This window comes from Pseudomonas sp. R45(2017), from assembly GCF_002112305.1.
Lineage (GTDB): Bacteria > Pseudomonadota > Gammaproteobacteria > Pseudomonadales > Pseudomonadaceae > Aquipseudomonas > Aquipseudomonas paraglycinae.
The window spans coordinates 99,540-117,030 of record NZ_NEHH01000005.1; the positions used below are offsets into that span (position 1 = coordinate 99,540).

Sequence of the window (17,491 nt, forward strand, 5' to 3'; positions counted from 1 at the left end):
AACCGAAGAATTTCCGACTGATTTTGTAGGGCATATCCGAAAACTACCCAACGGCATGCCCAACCTAGACTTACGTCCAATGGGCACCCCGCGCGATGGGGCCGACCATGGCTGCAACGATCCGACAACAACAATTCGAAAAAGACTGCGGTAATGGTTATGAGTAAAGCGGACGCCTTCACCCAGGCAGGGAAAACCGCGGTGTTGCAGAACATTCAGGGCACTTTGCAATTCCTCCAGCGCTTCCCCCCTTTCAATCAAATGGAACACGCCCATCTGGCCTATCTGGTGGAGCAATGCCAGCTGCGCTTCTACGGTCAGGGCGAAAGCATCATCAAACCCGCCGACGGGCCGGTCGAACACTTCTACATCGTCAAGCAGGGCCGGGTGGTCGGCGAGCGTCCGCACACGGCCAAGGGCGGCACCGAAACCACGTTTGAAATTACCACCGGCGAGTGTTTTCCCCTCGCCGCGCTGCTCGGCGAACGGGCGACCCGCACCGAGCATCTGGCCGGTGAAGACACCTTCTGCCTGCAACTGAACAAACTGGCGTTCATCAAGCTGTTCGCCCTCTCTAGCACCTTCCGCGATTTCGCCCTGCGCGGGGTCAGCAGCCTGCTCGATCAGGTCAATCAGCAAGTCCAGCAGAAAGCCGTGGAAACCCTCGGCACCCAGTATTCGCTGAACACCCGTCTCGGCGAATTGGCCATGCGCCATCCGGTGACCTGCAGCCCTTCCACCCCACTGCGCGAAGCGGTGAAGCTGATGCACGAACAACAGGTCGGCAGCATCGTCGCGGTGGACGAACACAAGGCGCCGCTGGGGATTTTCACCCTGCGCGACCTGCGCCATGTAGTGGCTGAAGGGGTTGGCGATTTCAGCGAGCCGATCGAACGGCACATGACGCACTCGCCGTTCCATCTGTCGCCGGATCACAGCGCCTTCGACGCCGCGATTGCCATGACCGAACGGCACATCGCCCATGTGTGCCTGGTCAAGGATCGACGCCTGTGCGGTGTGGTTTCCGAGCGAGACCTGTTCTCGCTGCAACGGGTCGATCTGGTGCATCTGGCGCGGACCATTCGCAGTGCCCAGCGGGTCGAACAATTGGTGACCCTGCGCGGCGAGATCGGCCAACTGGTGGAGCGCATGCTCGCCCACGGCGCGTCCTCGACCCAGATCACCCACATCATCACCCTGCTTAACGATCACACCGTGTGCCGGGTGATCGAACTGACCCTCGCCGAAAAAGGCGACCCCGGTGTTCCGTTCAGCTGGCTGTGCTTCGGCAGCGAAGGCCGGCGCGAGCAGACGCTGCACACCGATCAGGACAACGGCATTCTGTTCGACGCGCGGGATGCGGCCCACGCGGCGGAGATTCGCGGCAAGCTGCTGCCCATCGCCCAGCAGATCAATAACAGCCTGGCGCAATGCGGCTTCACCCTGTGCAAGGGCAACGTCATGGCCGGTAATCCGCAGCTGTGTCTGTCCCGCGCCGAATGGGCCCGACGCTTTGCCGCGTTCATTCGCGAGGCGACGCCGGAGAACCTGTTGGGCTCAAGCATCTATTTCGACCTGCGCGTGGTCTGGGGTGATGAACAGGGCTGCGAGCAATTGCGCCGCGGGATTCTCGATCAGGTCGGCGACAACCGGCTGTTCCAGCGGATGATGGCCGAGAACGCCTTGCGCAACCGTCCGCCGGTTGGCCGTTTCCGTGAGTTCGTGCTCACGAAAAAGAACGGCGAGAAAGCCACGCTGGACCTGAAAATCCAGGGGCTGACGCCGTTTGTCGACGGCGCGCGTCTGCTCGCGCTGGCCCATGGCATCGATGCCAACAACACCCTCGAACGCTTCCGCCAGCTTGTGGATAAAGACGTCATCGACCGCCTGGATGGCGCCGCGTACGAAGAGGCTTATCACTTCATCCAGCAGACGCGCATGCAGCAGCATCAACTGCAGACCCGGGAAAACCTGCCGTATTCGAACCGGGTCGATCCCGACAGCCTCAATCATCTGGACCGGCGCATCCTGCGTGAATCCCTGCGCCAGGCCCAGCGCCTGCAAAGCAGCCTGACCCTGCGGTATCAGCTATGAGCCTGTTCTCGTGGCTGCGTCCGGCCAGTCCCGTCGTGCCGGACGATCTGCAACAGCGCCTGGCGAAACTGCCGGCCATCGGTGAGCTGCGTGAATGCAGCCTCCGCGAACAGCGTTGGGTGGTACTGGATCTGGAAACCACCGGGCTGAACCTGAACAAGGATCGGGTGCTGTCGATTGGTGCGGTGGCGATTGAGGACGGTGCGATCGACTTTAGCCAGCAATTCGAACGCACCTTGCAATGCCGCGAGCTGAAACTCGGCCCGAGCGTGTTGATTCACGGTCTGGCACCGAGCGCGATTGCCGCCGGCAGCGAGCCCACCGAAGCCCTGGTCGAGCTGCTGGAGTTTATCGGCGACAGTCCGGTGCTGGCGTTTCATGCTTCGTTCGACCAGCACATGCTCGGGCGCGCCTTGAAGGAACATCTGGGGCACAAGTTGCAGACCGTGTTCCTCGACGTGGCGCAGATCGCCCCGCTGGTTTGCCCGCAGGCGCACATTCGCGAAGCGGGGCTGGACGAGTGGGTCGACTGGTTCAAGCTCGAAGTCTTTGAGCGTCACCATGCGAGCGCCGATGCTTTGGCCACGGCGGAACTGGCGCTGATCCTGTTCAGCCGGGCACGCCAGCAGCAGATCCAGAGCCCGCTGAATCTGCAGCAACGCTTGAGTCAGTGGAAACGCCGCCAGCAGACGCATTCGTTCTGAATCCGGGTTGTCGCCCGACAACCCGACCGGTGGCCAATTGCTAACCATTCCCACCTCTGCCACAATCGCGAACAATTCTCGTTAGTTAACACTTCCCAGTCGGTGTCGTCGTGTCTTCAGCCCAAAGCCCTCACAGTGAGCTCGTCGGTGCGTTGTATCGCGACCACCGCGGCTGGCTGCTGGCCTGGCTGCGCCGCAACGTGGCATGCCCGCAACGCGCCGAAGACCTGAGCCAGGACACCTTCGTCCGCCTGCTCGGCCGCGACGAACTGCTGACACCGCGCGAACCCCGGGCGTTTCTGGTGGCGATCGCCAAAGGCTTGTTGTTCGACTACTTCCGCAGGGCGGCGCTGGAACAGGCGTATCTGACCGAGCTGATGCTGATCCCCGAGGGCGAACAGCCCTCGGTCGAAGAGCAGCAACTGATCCTCGAAGACCTCAAGGCCATCGACCGCATGCTCGGCAAGCTGTCGACCAAGGCCCGCGCCGCTTTCCTCTATAACCGCCTCGACGGCCTGACCCACGCCGAGATCGCCGACAAACTCGGCGTGTCTGTCCCCCGCGTGCGCCAGTACCTGGCCCAGGGCATCCGCCAGTGCTACATCGCACTGTACGGTGAGCCCACATGAGCCCGGCCAGTTCCCGACCGGTCCCGGCCCATGTGCTGGACGCGGCGATTGCCTGGCAATTGACCCTCGATTCCAGCACGCCGCTGGAGCGCGAAGAGTTCGCCAAATGGCACGCGGCCAACGAAGAACACGCTCGCGCCTGGCGCCAGTTGGGCATGCTCGACCAGCGTTTCAGCGTGGCCAACGGCCCGGCACGCACCGCATTGCTGCAATCGCGCGAAGGCATCCGCCGCCGCGTGCGCAAGCTGGGCAGCGGGCTGGCCAGTGTCGTGGCGGTGGTCGGTCTGGCGCTGTTTGCCGGCGAACGTTATCTGCCGCTGGATTACTGGCTCGCCGATCAACGCACCGCCACCGGCGAACAGCGCACCGTGCGCCTGGCCGACGGCACCGTGCTCAACCTCAATACCCACAGCGCGGTGGATGTCCGCTTCGATGAGAAGCAGCGGCTGATCGTGTTGCAGGAAGGCGAAATCCTCGTCGAAACCGGTCACGGTGATGCGCGGCCGTTCATCGTCGAAACCGCCGAGGGCAGCATGCGCGCCCTGGGTACGCGGTTCCTGGTCAAGCGCGAAGACGCCGGCACGCGCCTTAGCGTGCTGCAATCAGCGGTGGCGGCGCATCCGCAATCCGATCCGCAGGAACAGATCCTGCGCGAAGGCCAGCAAGTGCTGATCCGCCACAACGGTCTGGATTCGGTAGTGGCGCTCAACCCCGGCGCCGATGCCTGGACCCGCGGCATGTTGGTGGTGGACAACGCGCGCCTGGAAGACCTGGTGCATGAACTCGGTCGCTATCGTCGCGGCCATCTGGGCATTGCGCCGGAAGTCGCCGACCTGCGCATCACCGGCAGCTTCCCGCTGCACGACACCGACAAGGCGCTGAACGCCCTGCTGCCGACCCTGCCGGTGCAGATCGAACAGCACACGCCATGGTGGGTGACCGTGGCCAAGGCTAATCCGAAGCCCTGACATTCAGCGCTTCCTGAGCAATCGCTGTCGCGAGCAGGTCGCGACAGCCCCCCCCATCACACCCCATGAAAACGGACTTTCTGCTGACTTGTGCAGCGTTGTTGTTCGTTAATCGAAATTATTTTCATCCAGCCCTATCACTTTTCGAATCTCGTCCGGCACACAGGCAATTGAGAAATATTTCCATTCAGGAGCCGCCGTATGTCCCGTTCGCTAGACACCTTGTTGCGCCCCAGTTTGCTGGCGGTCGCCATTGCCCTCTGCACCCCGCTGGCCAGCAGCCAACTGATCGCCGCTGAACAGGCGTCGAGCGTACGCGCCTACAACCTGCCGGCGGCTCCGTTGTCGACCACCCTGAACCAGATCGCCAGCCAGGGCGGCCTCACGCTGTCGCTGAACCCGTCGCTGGCGGCGGGCAAGACTTCGGCGCCGGTCAACGGCCAATATGACGCGGCCGGCGCCCTGCGCGCGGCCCTGCGTGGCACCGGTCTGCAACTGGAACAGAGCAGCGCCGGCACTTACACCCTAGTCGCCGTACCGGAAGGCGTGATGGCCCTGCCGGAAACTTCGGTGATCGGCGTGGAAAACTATGAAAGCGCCTGGGGCCCGGTCGAAGGCTACACCGCCACCCGCACCGCCGCCGGCACCAAGACCGACACCGCGCTGGTCGAAGCGCCGCGTTCGATTTCGGTCGCCACTCGCCAGCAAATGGACGACCGTGGCGTGCACAGCCTCGATGACGCCGTGCGCTACATGCCTGGCATCACCGCCAGCAGCTACGGCAGCGACACCCGTATCGACTGGCTGCGCGTGCGCGGTTTCGAACCGACCCAATTCCTCGACGGCCTGCCGTTGCCACGCGGCATCTACGCCAACCCGAAACCGGAAACCTGGAACCTCGATCGCCTCGCCCTGCTGCGCGGCCCGGCTTCTTCGGTGTACGGCCAGACCCCGCCGGGCGGCCTGCTGGACATGGTCAGCCGTCGCCCGAGCGATGTGCAAAGCAGCGAAATCCAGTTGCAGTACGGCAGCGACAATCACCGCCAGATCAACTTCGCCAGCACCGGCAAGATCGATGAAGCGGGTCAGTTTTTGTATGGCATCAGCGGCGTGGTGCGTGACAGCGACACGCAGATCGACCACATCGAAAACAAGCGCTACAACATCGCCCCGAGCCTGACCTGGAACATCGACGAAGACACCAAGCTGACCTTGCTCTCGCAGTTCACCCGCGACGATACCGGTGTCACCAGCCAGTTCTACCCGATCCAGGGCACCAGGATCGACATGCCGTTCGGCAAGATTTCCCATCACAAGAACCTGGGCGATCCTGACTACGACTTCTACGACCGTACCTACTACGCGCTCGGCTATGCCTTCGAACATCGCATCAACGACGTATGGCAGTTCAAACAGAATCTGCGTTACACCAAGTCTGATCTGTCGTTCCAGACGGTGACCGTCAACAGCTACAACCCATCCTTCGCCGGCTTCACCGTCGATGATCAGGGTAATGTCGGCCGCGGCACCACCAACGTCGATGAGGACATCAGCCAGTTCGCCGTGGACAACAACTTCCAGGCGGACTTCGCCACCGGCGATATCCGTCACACCCTGTTGCTCGGTCTCGATCATCAGCGCAGCAACGACAACTACACCTCGATCTTCGGCTCCGCACCGGACATCAACGTCAATAACCCGGTCTACGGCCAGACGATCATTCGTCCACCTCGTTCCTCGGCGTTCTATGACTACAACCAGAAAACCTACCAGAGCGGCCTCTACGTGCAGGACCAGATGGCCCTGGACCAATGGCGTCTGACCCTGGGCGGTCGTGAAGACTGGGTGCACACCAGCACCAAGTTCTTCAACAAGGGCGACGCCACCAACACCCAGCGTGACAAGGCGTTCAGCGGTAACGCGGCGATCAGCTACGTGTTCGACTCGGGTTTCGTGCCGTACCTGTCGTACGCCGAATCCTTCCAGCCAACCAGCGGCGCCGATGCCACTGCCACCGACTCGTTCAAACCGACCGAGGGCAAGCAATGGGAACTGGGCATCAAGTACCAGCCACCGGGCAGCAAGACCCTGCTCAGCGCAGCGGTGTATGACCTGACCCAGAAGAACGTCTCGGTCAACTCCATCGTCAACAACGTGACCATCACCAGCCAGACCGGCGAAGTGAAAGTCAAAGGCCTGGAGCTGGAAGCCGTCTCCGACGTTACCGACAACCTGAAAGTCATCGCCGCCTACACCCTGGCCAAGTCCGAAGTGCAGAAAGGCGTCGACAAGGGCAACCGTCTGCAACTGATGCCGAACCAGCAAGCCTCGCTGTGGACCGATTACACCTGGCACAGCGGCGTGCTCGACGGCTTCGGCATCGGCGGCGGCGTGCGCTACACCGGCAACACCTACGGCGACAAGGCCAACACCTGGCTGGGCAAGGCGGACGCCTACACCGTGTTTGACGCCGCCGTGCATTACGACCTCGGCCGTCTGGACAACAGCCTCAAAGGGGCGTCGCTGGCACTCAACGCGACCAACCTGTTCGACAAGGACTACATTTCCACCTGCGACGGTTTCTACTGCTACTACGGCGACCAGCGCAGCGTCATCGCCAGCGCCACCTACAAGTGGTAAGCGCCTGAGCTGAAACAGGCCCTGCAACCAGGCCGTCCCTCGTGGACGGCTTTGGTGTTTTTGAAGGTCATGAAATGAAAAGTAAAACAATTCGCCGCTGGTCCTTCGTCCACACCTGGACCAGCCTGATCTGCACCGTGTTTTTGCTGCTGCTGGCCCTGACCGGCCTGCCGCTGATTTTCCATCACGAGATCGACCACCTGCTGGGCGATGCGCCCGAGTTGCGGGTGATGCCGGCGGATACGCCGCATCTGAACCTGGCGCAACTGGTCGAAGCGGCGGAGAAGCATCGGCCCGGTGAAGTCGTGCAGTACTTCGGCTTCGAAGACGACGAACCGAATGCCGTGCTGACGATCATGGCCAAGACCGCCGGCACCGAGCCCAACTCCTCGCACACCTTCATGCTCGATGCGCGCACCGGCGAAGCCCTGGAAATGCCTTCGGCCAACGGTGGGCTGATGCTGTTCATCCTGCGCCTGCACGTCGACATGTTCGCCGACCTGCCGGGCAAGTTGCTGCTGGCGTTCATGGGTTTGCTGTTCGTGGTCGCGATCGTGTCCGGCACGGTGTTGTACCTGCCGTTCATGCGCCGCTTGAAGTTCGGCACCGTGCGCCAGGACAAATCCACCCGCCTGCGCTGGCTCGACCTGCATAACCTGATCGGCGTGGTCACCCTGACCTGGGCACTGGTGGTCGGCGTTACGGGAGTGATCAGCGCCTGTGCCGACCTGATCATCGCCGCCTGGCGCAGCGATTCGCTCAACGCCATGATCGCGCCCTATCGCGATGCCCCGCCGCTGACGCAACTGGCCCCGGCCACCCGGGTGCTGGACATCGCCGGCAGCGTCACACCGGGGATGAAACCGGACTTCATCGCCTTCCCCGGCACCCGTTTCTCCAGCGAGCACCATTACTCGGTGTTCATGAAGGGCGGCACCCACCTGACCTCGCACCTGCTGACCCCGGTGCTGATCGACGCCAGCACCCTGCAGGTCACGGCGGTGGCAGAACGACCGTGGTACATGGACGCCATGGGCATGTCTCAGCCGCTGCACTTCGGTGACTACGGCGGCATGCCGATGAAAATCCTCTGGGCCACGCTGGACGTGCTGACCATCATCGTCCTCGCCAGCGGCGTGTACTTGTGGGTGGTAAGGCGCAAGGCCGCGAAACCGGTACTGGAACCGGCGGAGGCCTCTGCATGAAGCCGCGTCAGTCGAATTTCTGGAAGGTCTTCAGCACACCGCTGGTGATCGCGCTGCTGAGTGCGGCGGGCCTGTTCGCCGCGCTGCTGGGCGACGGGATCTGGGATGGCTTGAGCTGGATTGGTCTGGGCGTTCCGGCCGCCATTGCCCTGCGTGGACTGCTGCAACGTCGCTGAACGGCTTGAGCCTGAAGGGCAACGCGCTATGCTGCCCGTCTTGCCCTTGACCGAGACCCTGCCAATGTCCGCTCCCAGCATGACCCTGTTTCACAACACCCTGTCCCCGTTCGTGCGCAAAGTCATGGTGCTGCTGCACGAGACCGGCCAGCAGGATCGCGTCGCGCTGCAGGACTGCGTACTCAGCCCTGTCAGCCCGGACGCCGCCCTCAACGAAGACAACCCGCTGGGCAAGATCCCGGCCCTGCGCCTGGCCGACGGCAATGTCATCCATGACAGCCGGGTGATCCTTGATTACCTCGACCACCAGCACGTCGGCAACCCGCTGATCCCTCGCGACGGCGCGGCCCGCTGGCGGCGCCTGACCCTGGCCTCGATGGCCGACGGGATCATGGACGCCTCGGTCATGGTGCGTTACGAGCAAGTGCTGCGTGCCCCGGAAAAGCACTGGGACGAATGGCTCGAGGCCCAGCGCGAGAAGATCCGCCGCGCCCTCGCCCTGCTGGAGCGCGACGCGATTGCCGAACTGACCTGCCACTTCGACGTCGCTTCGATCAGCGTGGCCTGTGCGCTGGGTTATCTGGATCTGCGCTTCCCGGATCTGGGCTGGCGTGACGCCAACCCGCAACTGGCCAACTGGTTCTTTGAAGTGAGCCAGCGGCCGTCGATGATTGCGACGATGCCGAAGGCTTGACGCACCGGGCGGGAGGCAACGACGCAAAGATCAGCGTCATCAACACTTCGGCCTCCCGCTGCTCCTCACGCAACCCCACAAACCGGCTCATTGCACCGCTCCGATATCGAACTCCAGCGGTTTGGCCGGTTTCTGCCCGATCCCGTACCAGTCCAGATTGCGGGTCAGCACCATGAACACACCCAGCAGACCGAACAGCAGCAGCGAGCCCATCAGCAGCGCGTAATCCTCGGCGCTCAGCAAGCCGTAGAGCAAACCGTACAACGCCGCCAGCCCCGCCGAAAAACTCAAGCCATGCCGCACGCTGCGCAGCACATGGCAGACGTAGAACCCGATCAACAACACACAACCGCTGGCCGACAACAGATACGCCAGGGCAAAACCGATGTGCTCCGACAACGACAGCAGCAACAGATAAAAGAACGCCAGCGCCACACCTACCAGCGCGTATTGCACCGGGTGCACTGCCAGGCTTTTCAGTACTTCGAACAGGAAGAAACCGGCGAACGTCAGGACGATGAACAACAACGCATATTTGATCGCCCGATCGCTCTTCAGGTACTGATCCACCGGATCGATGAAGCTCACGCCGAAACTGCGCCCGTTGAACGTCTCGCAATCATTGCCCGACACGCAGCGGCTCATCGCCTCTTGCAAATTGGTGGAGAAAAACGAGGTCTGCCAATCGGCGGTGAAACCCTGATCGGTGATCTCGCGTTTGGCCGGCAGGAAGTTACCGATGAAGCTTGGGTGCGGCCAGTTGGCAGCGAGGTTCACGCGGCTGGTCTTGCCCACCGGCAGCACCTGCAACGAGCCGGTGCCTTGCAGGCGCAGGTCGAAGCCGAAGGCCAGTTCCGTGGTCTTGCTGGTGTCCAGCGCCGGCAGCGTCACTCGCACACCCTCGCCCAGCCAGCCGACCTGAGTACCCGGAACGAAGTCCAGGCGTTGCGCGCCAAGCTCCAGCTTCAGCGCATTTTCGATACCGCGAATATCACTGATGCCGACCGCCAGGAACGGCGCATCGAAGGTGTAATCGGCAAAATCCTCCTTGATCCCCAACTGCGCCGGCAGCGAGAAATGCCCGCTGATACGGTTATCGGCATGGAACAGCCGCGCCTCGTAAATGCCACGGGCGCGCAGTTCGGTCTGCACCTGGCCGTCGAGTTCAAAACGCTCCGGCAGAAAATACAGGCGCCCGCGCTCTTCGCCGATTTCCTGGTAGCGCTCGTCGCTCTTCTCCTTTGTTTTCCAGGTGCGCACCACTTTGCGATACGGCACAACCATCACCGGCCCGCTGAGTTGCTGGCTGTAGCTTGAGCTTCTGGCAATGTCTTCCAGCACACCGTCACGCAGTTGCTGGCGATCGTCGATGATGCCGTCGATCATCAGCAGCGGCACCAGCAATACCAGGATCAGCAGGGCAATGGCCCCGAGTTTTATCGTCAGACTTTTGTTCATGGGACTCTCCCTGTTTCGATGGGCAGAGTCTGCAAAGGGGATGTGGGGGTTTTATGGGAGGAATGTGGAGTTTGTGTGGAAACTACAACTGCAGAACGACTTCCACCCCACCTTCAACGTTGCCGATGCGCATTGATCCACCGTGCAACTTGACCACCTCCTCGACGAAGTTCAGCCCGAGTCCGGTGCTTTTACGTCCGCTGTCCGGGCGTGGCAAGGAGTAGAAACGCTCGCTCAAACGGGGCAAGGCATAGTCGGGAATCGGCGTGGTTTCGTTGAACAGGCGAAGCTCGACCTGCTCGCCGATTCTCTCGGCACCAAAGCGCAGCAGACCGTGTGACGGCGTGAAATCCAGTGCGTTCTCCAGCAGATTGCCCAGCGCCTGTCGCAGCAGAAATGGCTCGCCGATCAACGCCAGATCCGCCGCGATGGTTTGTTCGATACGCAGTTGCCGGCCTTCGATGCGTGCCATTTGAGCCTGTAACAGCTCATCCACCAGCGCCGCCAATGGCACTGCGACGCGTTCCTCAAGACCCTGCCGCTGTTCGACCTGCGCAAGGTTCAGCAGGCGCTCGATCAACTGTTGCATCCGGGCACTTTCACTGTCGATGTTGCCGACAAAGCGCAATCGCTGATCCGCCGGCATCTCGCCCTGCAACAACTCGGCGGCACCGCGAATCGCCGCCAGCGGGCTCTTCAATTCATGGGTCAGGGTGTGCACATAACGCTCGACGTAGGCCTTGCCTTCGAGCTGGGTGCGCATCTGTTCCACGGCAGTGGCCAACTGTTCCAGCTCGCCGCCGCGATAGTGCGGCACCGCCACCCGACGGCCCTCGCTCACCGCCTGGGCGTACACGGTCAAGCGGTGCAACGCGCGGCTCAGCCACCACGACAGCACGGCGCCGAGCAGCAGGCCGAGGCCGATCAATCCGGCGCCGTAACCGAGCAAACGGCGTTCGGTGCGATCGACGTAGGGTTGCAGTGAACTGTTGGGCTTGGCCACGGTGACCACGCCAATGATCGCGCCGTTGTCGCGGATCGGCGCGCCGACGTGCATCACTGAAGAATTCGGATCATTCGGGTCACTGCGGCTGGAACGTGCGCCGTATTCACCGCGCAGGGTCAGGTAGACGTCGTTCCAGCGCGAGTAGTCCTGACCGACGGCCAGACCACTGGAGTCCAGGACCACGATGCCCTTGGCGTCGGTGACGTAGATGCGGTGGTTGACCTGGTTTTTCGCCAGTCCCCAGATCGTCGCCTTCGGCTGGCGATCGCCATAGGCGCGGAGCAGCTCCGGCCAGCGATTCTGGTTGAGGGTGCCGGCCTTGAAATCATCCCGCAGGATTTCCGCCATCAGGTTGGCGGTGTCGACCAGGGTTTCTTCGGTGGACTGGCGCACGCCGGGGCGGATTTCTTCCATCACTGTGTTGAGTACGAAGTAACCGGTGAGGCCGATGAACAGCACATACACCAGGAAAATCCGCAGCCCCAGCGACATCAGCTGTGCCCCGGGCTGTAGCTGTAGCCAAGGCCGCGATGGGTCTGGATCGGCTCGGCCTCGGCGCGCACCAGACGCAATTTGGCGCGCACGCTTTTGATATGGCTGTCGATGCTGCGCTCGTAACCGGCATCCGCCGCCACGCCCAGCGCATCGAGCAGTTGCTCGCGGCTGAACACCCGCTCGGGTTGTTCGAGCAGGCATTGCAGCAGACGGAATTCGTGGCGGGTGAGGCTCAGTGGTTGGCCGCGATAGCTGATCTGCACACGTTCGGGATCGACGCGAAACAGCGCCGAGGACGCCTCGATGACCGGACGTGGCGCCATGCGCTTGAGAATCGCCCGGACTCGTGCCGCCACTTCGCGCGGGCTGAACGGCTTGACCACGTAATCATCGGCGCCGATTTCCAGGCCCACCACGCGGTCGATTTCGGCATTGCGCGCGCTGAGGAACAGCACCGGCACTTCACTGAAGCGACGCAGCTGTTTGCAGGTCTCGAAGCCGCTGATGTCCGGCAGGCCGATGTCGAGGATGATCAGATCCGCCGGGTTCTGGCGCTGATGCTCCAGCGCCGCCGCGCCCAGGCTCAGCCAGGTCGTGGTGAAGCCCTCGCCCTGCAAGGCAAAAATCAGCGTGTCGGCAATCGCCGCTTCGTCTTCGACAATCAGGATATGAGGCATGGCGTCCGAGCCTGTGGGTTAAGTGCGCGAACGGTGCCCCAAGCCCGGCGTTACGTCAATGAGACCACTTGGTTTAGCAGTCCGGCTTGTCCGCCGTGAAGCGTCGCGCCGGGTTCACCGCCGCGCCGAATTCGCGCAGGGCCTTGGCCCCGATCAGCAACGGGTAGTTGAAGTTGCTGCGGTCAGTCAGGTTGACCTCCACGGTACGCTTGACGTCGCCCAGGCACAGCTCCAGATCGACCACCGGACGCTTGGCCACTTCGGTGCTTTCGCCCTCGTCTTCTTCATCCGAGCGACTCTTGATCTTGCTGATCCGCGCGACCTTGTGCTCGTACACCTTGTTGCTGGCGTCCTTGGTGGCCAGACGGAAACGCACCCAGTCTTCGCCGTCGCGGGTGAACGTCTCGATGTCCTTGGCCGACAACGAGGCGGTCAGCGCGCCGGTGTCCATCTTGGCCTTGAGCACTTCGCCGCCGATTTCCGGCAGCGCGATGTATTCGTAACGACCGTACAGCGTCGGTTCGGCGGCGAGCACCGGCAGGGCGACGAGGGAAAGCAGTGCAAGGAGGGATTTCACGTAAGGGGCTTCCTTGGGAAATGGGGACGTCAGACGCGAGATTTTAGACCGTTGTTTACTTGATCGTTCCCACGCAGAGCGTGGGAACGATCAGACTAACGCGCCACAGGTGAAACATTCGTCACCGGCGGATTTGGCCTGTCGGCCGAAGCCACTTATCATGGCGCGCCCATCCGTTTTCCAAGAGTTGCTTATGCGCCGCCTGCTCACCGGCTGTCTCGTCACCCTGCTGCTGTTGTCCAACACCCTCGTGCTGTTCGGCCCGCTGATGGTGTTCGCCCTGCTCAAGCTGATCCTGCCGGGACGCTTTCGCGACTACGCCTCGTGGGCGGTGATGTGGATCGCCGAAACCTGGGCGGAAATCGACAAGCTGATCTTCCGCCTGTGCATCCCCACGCAATGGGATATTCGCGGCGGCGAAGACCTGCGCAGCGACACCTCCTACCTGGTGATCAGCAACCATCAGTCCTGGGTCGATATCCCGGCACTGATCCAGACCCTCAACCGGCGCACGCCGTTCTTCAAGTTCTTCCTCAAGAAAGAGCTGATCTGGGTGCCGTTCCTGGGCCTGGCCTGGTGGGCGCTGGATTACCCGTTCATGAAGCGTTACACCAAGGCGTTTCTGGCGAAGAACCCGGAACTGGCCGGCAAGGATCTGGAAATCACCAAGGCCGCCTGCGAGCTGTTCAAGCGTCAGCCGGTGACGGTGGTGAACTATCTGGAAGGCACGCGTTACACCGCTGCCAAAAGCACTCAGCAGCAATCACCGTTCAGCCACCTGCTCAAGCCCAAGGCCGGCGGCGTGGCATTCGTACTGGCGGCGATGGGCGAACAGCTGGACGCGATTCTCGACGTGACCGTGGTTTATCCACAGCAGAAGATTCCGGGGTTCTGGGACCTGATCAGCGGCAACGTGCCGCGCGTGATCATCGACATCCAGACCCGCGAGCTGGATCCGGCCCTGTGGCAGGGCGATTACGAAAATGATCCGGTGTTTCGCGAGAAGGTCCAGAACTGGGTCAACCAGCTCTGGACTCTCAAGGATCAGCGCATCGCCGAACTCAAGGGCGAGCGCCGCTGAGTCAACCGTTGGTGCCGGTGCCCCAGATGCTGCCCAGGCTTTGCAGCAACGAACCGCCGACACCCTGCTGACCGAGGTATTGCAGGAGGATCGGGGCAAACTGGCCGACCATCCCGCTGTCCATGCCCAACGCACCGAAGGCGTTGTTCAGGTCATTGGTGTCCTTGACGTTGCCCAGCGCATTTTCCAGCCCGGCGGACTTGCCCGACGAGCCGAGCAAGCCGCTCAACGCCGCCAGATTACCGCTGCCGCCCGACAGCTTGTCGATGCCCGGCACTTCCTTGGCCAGCTCGGAATAGTCCGTGTTGCTCAGTTGGTTCTTCGCCAGGCCCAACATGGCACTGGTACCGCCGACCGCTTGCTGCGGCGTGACGTTCAGCGCGCTCAAGGCACTCAACAGACCGGCGGTTTCCGACGTCGGCGCCGCGGCGGCGGCCTTGTCCCCGCCCTGCATGCCCGATACCGCACCGGCCACGTCATTCAAACTGAAACCGGCAAACACCGGCCCTGCCGCCAGGGCCAGGAGCGATGCCAGGGCAAAACCGCGTGAAATCTTCATTCAGACATCCTCTTGTGGCGTGAAGACCTTCCGTCAAGGGAGGGTCAAACTGCCCGGTTTGACCGGGCATCCGCCGGCATGTTCCGGCGCGGGCCAGCCATTTTCATACCGAAGGCGTGCATGAAACGTGAAAGTCCGAACGCCGGGCGATGAATGGCAGATCCGCGGTTTTGGAACGCAGCACCCCTCATAAAAAACGGCGACCCAGGGTCGCCGTTTTTTTATTGCCTCACCGCTTACGCCGCACTGAACAACTTGTGCGGATCAATCACAAACTTCTTCGGCACGCCGGCATCGAACTCGCCGTAGCCTTCCGGCGCCTGGTCGAGGCTGATGACCTGCACGCCCACCACTTCGGCGATGTTGATGCGGTCCCACATGATCGCCTGCATCAGCTGGCGGTTGTACTTCATCACCGGGGTCTGGCCGGTGTGGAAGCTGTGGGATTTGGCCCAGCCGAGGCCGAAGCGAATGCTCAGGCTGCCCATTTTCGCGGCAGCGTCCACGGCACCCGGATCTTCGGTCACGTACAGGCCCGGAATGCCGATCTTGCCAGCTACGCGCACCACGCCCATCAGCGAGTTGAGTACGGTGGCCGGAGCTTCGGATTTGACGCCGTCGTGACCATGACCACGGGCTTCGAAGCCCACGCAGTCCACCGCGCAATCCACTTCAGGTTCGCCCAGCAGCGCGGCGATCTGTTCGTGCAGCGGGGTGTCTTTCGACAGGTCGACCACTTCAAAACCCTGAGCCTTGGCGTGGGCCAGGCGGATGGTGTTGACGTCGCCGATGATCACCACCGCCGCGCCCAGCAGACGGGCCGAAGCAGCAGCGGCCAGGCCGACCGGGCCTGCGCCCGCGATGTAAACGGTGCTGCCCGGACCAACGCCAGCGGTGACGGCGCCGTGGTAACCGGTCGGCAGAATGTCGGAGAGGCAGGTCAGGTCACGGATTTTCTCCATGGCCTTGTCGCGGTCCGGCAGTTTCAGCAGGTTGAAGTCGGCGTACGGCACCAGCACGTATTCGGCCTGGCCGCCGGTCCAGTCGCCCATGTCGACGTAACCGTAGGCACCGCCGGCGCGGGCCGGGTTGACGGTCAGGCAGACGCCGGTGTGTTGCTCCTTGCAGGAACGGCAGCGCCCGCAAGCCACGTTGAACGGAACGGACACCAGATCGCCGATTTTCAGGCTTTCGACGTCGCTGCCCTTCTCGATCACTTCACCGGTGATCTCGTGTCCCAGCACCAGACCGACCTGAGCGGTGGTACGGCCGCGCACCATGTGCTGGTCGGAGCCGCAAATGTTGGTTGAAACCACACGCAGGATGACACCGTGCTCGATCTTCCTGCCGCGCGGATCCTGCATTTTCGGATAGTCGATTTTCTGTACTTCGACCTTGCCAGCGCCGAGATACACCACACCACGATTGCCAGACATGCTTTCACCTCGCTGTTGTTTTTATGGAACCGCGCCGCCCAGGCAGGCAGCACGTTAAGTGCTCGGGTTATTGCTTGTTGGTTTTGCGTTGTTATGACTTAAAGAACGACGGTGCGATTGGCGTTCAGGAACACCCTCCGCTCAATGTGATACCCCACGGCCCGGGCCAGGGTCAGGCCTTCGATGTCGCGGCCCTTGGCGATCAGGTCTTCGGGGTAATGACTGTGATCCACGGCCTCGACGCCCTGGGCGATGATCGGCCCCTCGTCGAGGTCGTTGTTGATGTAGTGCGCGGTGGCGCCCACCAGTTTCACGCCCTTGTTGTAGGCCTGGTGATACGGCTTGGCGCCCTTGAAGCCCGGCAGCAGCGAGTGGTGAATGTTGATCGCCTTGCCATCGAGCTTGCGGCACAGCTCCGGCGACAGCACCTGCATGTAGCGGGCGAGGATCACCAGTTCGGCGCCAGCCTCCTCGATCACCTGCCACACCTGCCGCTCCTGGCCCGGTTTGTCGTTCGGGTCGAGGGGGAAATGGTAGTAGGGAATCTGGTGCCAGTCGGCCAGCGGCTTGAGGTCCGGGTGGTTCGACACCACCGCCGCCACGTCCATCGACAGCTGGCCGATGCGCTGGCGGTAGAGCAAGTCGTTGAGGCAGTGATCGGCCTTGGAGACCATTATCACGACTTTTGGCCGGTAGTTCGGCGCGGTCAGCTCGAAGATCATGCCGAACGCCTGACCGCGTTCGGCGAGGCCGGCGCGGAAGGATTGCTCGTCGAAACCGTCGGGCTGACGGAATTCCACACGAATAAAGAAACGCCCCGAGAGGCGGTCATCGAACGAGTGGTGTTCGGTGACGTAACAGCCCTGCTCGAACAGAAAACGCGTCACCGCGTCCACGGTGCCGAGAACGCTGGGGCAGTCGGCGGTCAGAATCCATGTGTCTGGGGCGCGGCTCATGGTGCGGTGACTCCTGTTCTTTGTGCGGGGTGTCAGGGAGTTTTCCCCTCACCCTAGCCCTCTCCCGGAGGGAGAGGGGACTGACCGGGTTGTTCTTTCGAGCTACGCCGACGTGAAATACCGAGCCGAACTCAGG

At 62.3% G+C, this 17,491-nt stretch carries 16 protein-coding genes; 9 read left to right on the top strand and 7 right to left on the bottom strand.

Annotated features, from left to right (window positions below; all coding sequences use genetic code 11):
* Positions 1-153: 153 nt before the first annotated feature.
* The 8 genes from CAF74_RS12990 (at position 154) to CAF74_RS13025 (ending at position 9,110) form a co-directional block, all read left to right on the top strand.
* A complete protein-coding gene (locus CAF74_RS12990; protein ID WP_085746618.1) occupies positions 154-2,094 on the top strand; it encodes a putative nucleotidyltransferase substrate binding domain-containing protein in 1,941 nt (646 codons plus the stop codon).
* Complete coding sequence (locus tag CAF74_RS12995; protein WP_085746619.1) at positions 2,091-2,798, top strand: PolC-type DNA polymerase III; 708 nt, start codon at positions 2,091-2,093, stop codon at positions 2,796-2,798. Before CAF74_RS12990 ends, CAF74_RS12995 begins: the two co-directional genes overlap by 4 nt.
* Before the next feature lie 110 nt (positions 2,799-2,908).
* Positions 2,909-3,427 (top strand): RNA polymerase sigma factor, encoded by a 519-nt coding sequence (locus tag CAF74_RS13000; RefSeq protein WP_039768032.1) that lies wholly within the window; start codon positions 2,909-2,911, stop codon positions 3,425-3,427.
* Positions 3,424-4,395 (top strand): FecR domain-containing protein, encoded by a 972-nt coding sequence (locus CAF74_RS13005; RefSeq protein WP_085746620.1) that lies wholly within the window; start codon positions 3,424-3,426, stop codon positions 4,393-4,395. Before CAF74_RS13000 ends, CAF74_RS13005 begins: the two co-directional genes overlap by 4 nt.
* 201 nt (positions 4,396-4,596) lie before the next feature.
* Positions 4,597-7,035, top strand: a complete 2,439-nt coding sequence (locus CAF74_RS13010) for a TonB-dependent siderophore receptor (protein WP_085746621.1) — start codon at positions 4,597-4,599, stop codon at positions 7,033-7,035.
* A 74-nt stretch (positions 7,036-7,109) separates the two neighbouring features.
* Complete coding sequence (locus CAF74_RS13015; protein ID WP_085746622.1) at positions 7,110-8,240, top strand: PepSY domain-containing protein; 1,131 nt, start codon at positions 7,110-7,112, stop codon at positions 8,238-8,240.
* Positions 8,237-8,416 carry a hypothetical protein gene (locus CAF74_RS13020; protein WP_085697754.1) on the top strand — a complete coding sequence of 60 codons (180 nt, stop codon included), beginning with the start codon at positions 8,237-8,239 and terminating at the stop codon, positions 8,414-8,416. The genes CAF74_RS13015 and CAF74_RS13020 overlap by 4 nt, the downstream gene beginning before the upstream one ends.
* 64 nt (positions 8,417-8,480) lie before the next feature.
* Complete coding sequence (locus tag CAF74_RS13025; protein ID WP_085746824.1) at positions 8,481-9,110, top strand: glutathione S-transferase; 630 nt, start codon at positions 8,481-8,483, stop codon at positions 9,108-9,110.
* Positions 9,111-9,197: 87 nt separating this feature from the next.
* Here CAF74_RS13025 and creD read toward each other — a convergent pair whose 3' ends face one another.
* The 4 genes from creD to CAF74_RS13045 form a co-directional block, all read right to left on the bottom strand.
* A complete protein-coding gene (creD, locus tag CAF74_RS13030) occupies positions 9,198-10,568 on the bottom strand; it encodes a cell envelope integrity protein CreD (RefSeq protein ID WP_085746623.1) in 1,371 nt (456 codons plus the stop codon).
* Between the two features lie 82 nt (positions 10,569-10,650).
* Complete coding sequence (gene creC, locus CAF74_RS13035; protein ID WP_085746624.1) at positions 10,651-12,066, bottom strand: two-component system sensor histidine kinase CreC; 1,416 nt, start codon at positions 12,064-12,066, stop codon at positions 10,651-10,653.
* On the bottom strand, positions 12,066-12,746 hold the full coding sequence (creB, locus tag CAF74_RS13040) for a two-component system response regulator CreB (protein WP_085746625.1): 681 nt from the start codon (positions 12,744-12,746) through the stop codon (positions 12,066-12,068). The genes creC and creB overlap by 1 nt, the downstream gene beginning before the upstream one ends.
* Positions 12,747-12,819: 73 nt before the next feature.
* Positions 12,820-13,323 (bottom strand): ATP-dependent zinc protease, encoded by a 504-nt coding sequence (locus tag CAF74_RS13045; protein ID WP_064599935.1) that lies wholly within the window; start codon positions 13,321-13,323, stop codon positions 12,820-12,822.
* A gap of 193 nt (positions 13,324-13,516) precedes the next feature.
* Here CAF74_RS13045 and CAF74_RS13050 point away from each other — a divergent pair, with 193 nt between their 5' ends.
* Positions 13,517-14,404: an acyltransferase gene (locus CAF74_RS13050; RefSeq protein ID WP_085746626.1), complete on the top strand. Its 888-nt coding sequence runs from the start codon at positions 13,517-13,519 to the stop codon at positions 14,402-14,404.
* Position 14,405: 1 nt separating this feature from the next.
* Here CAF74_RS13050 and CAF74_RS13055 read toward each other — a convergent pair whose 3' ends face one another.
* The 3 genes from CAF74_RS13055 to purU all read right to left on the bottom strand — a co-directional run bounded on the left by CAF74_RS13055 (position 14,406) and on the right by purU (position 17,355).
* Positions 14,406-14,963: a DUF2780 domain-containing protein gene (locus CAF74_RS13055; RefSeq protein WP_085746627.1), complete on the bottom strand. Its 558-nt coding sequence runs from the start codon at positions 14,961-14,963 to the stop codon at positions 14,406-14,408.
* 236 nt (positions 14,964-15,199) lie between these two features.
* Entirely contained in the window at positions 15,200-16,399 is a 1,200-nt protein-coding gene (gene fdhA, locus CAF74_RS13060; RefSeq protein ID WP_085746628.1) for a formaldehyde dehydrogenase, glutathione-independent, read from the bottom strand.
* 98 nt (positions 16,400-16,497) lie between these two features.
* A complete protein-coding gene (gene purU / locus CAF74_RS13065) occupies positions 16,498-17,355 on the bottom strand; it encodes a formyltetrahydrofolate deformylase (protein WP_085746629.1) in 858 nt (285 codons plus the stop codon).
* Positions 17,356-17,491 lie beyond the last annotated feature (136 nt).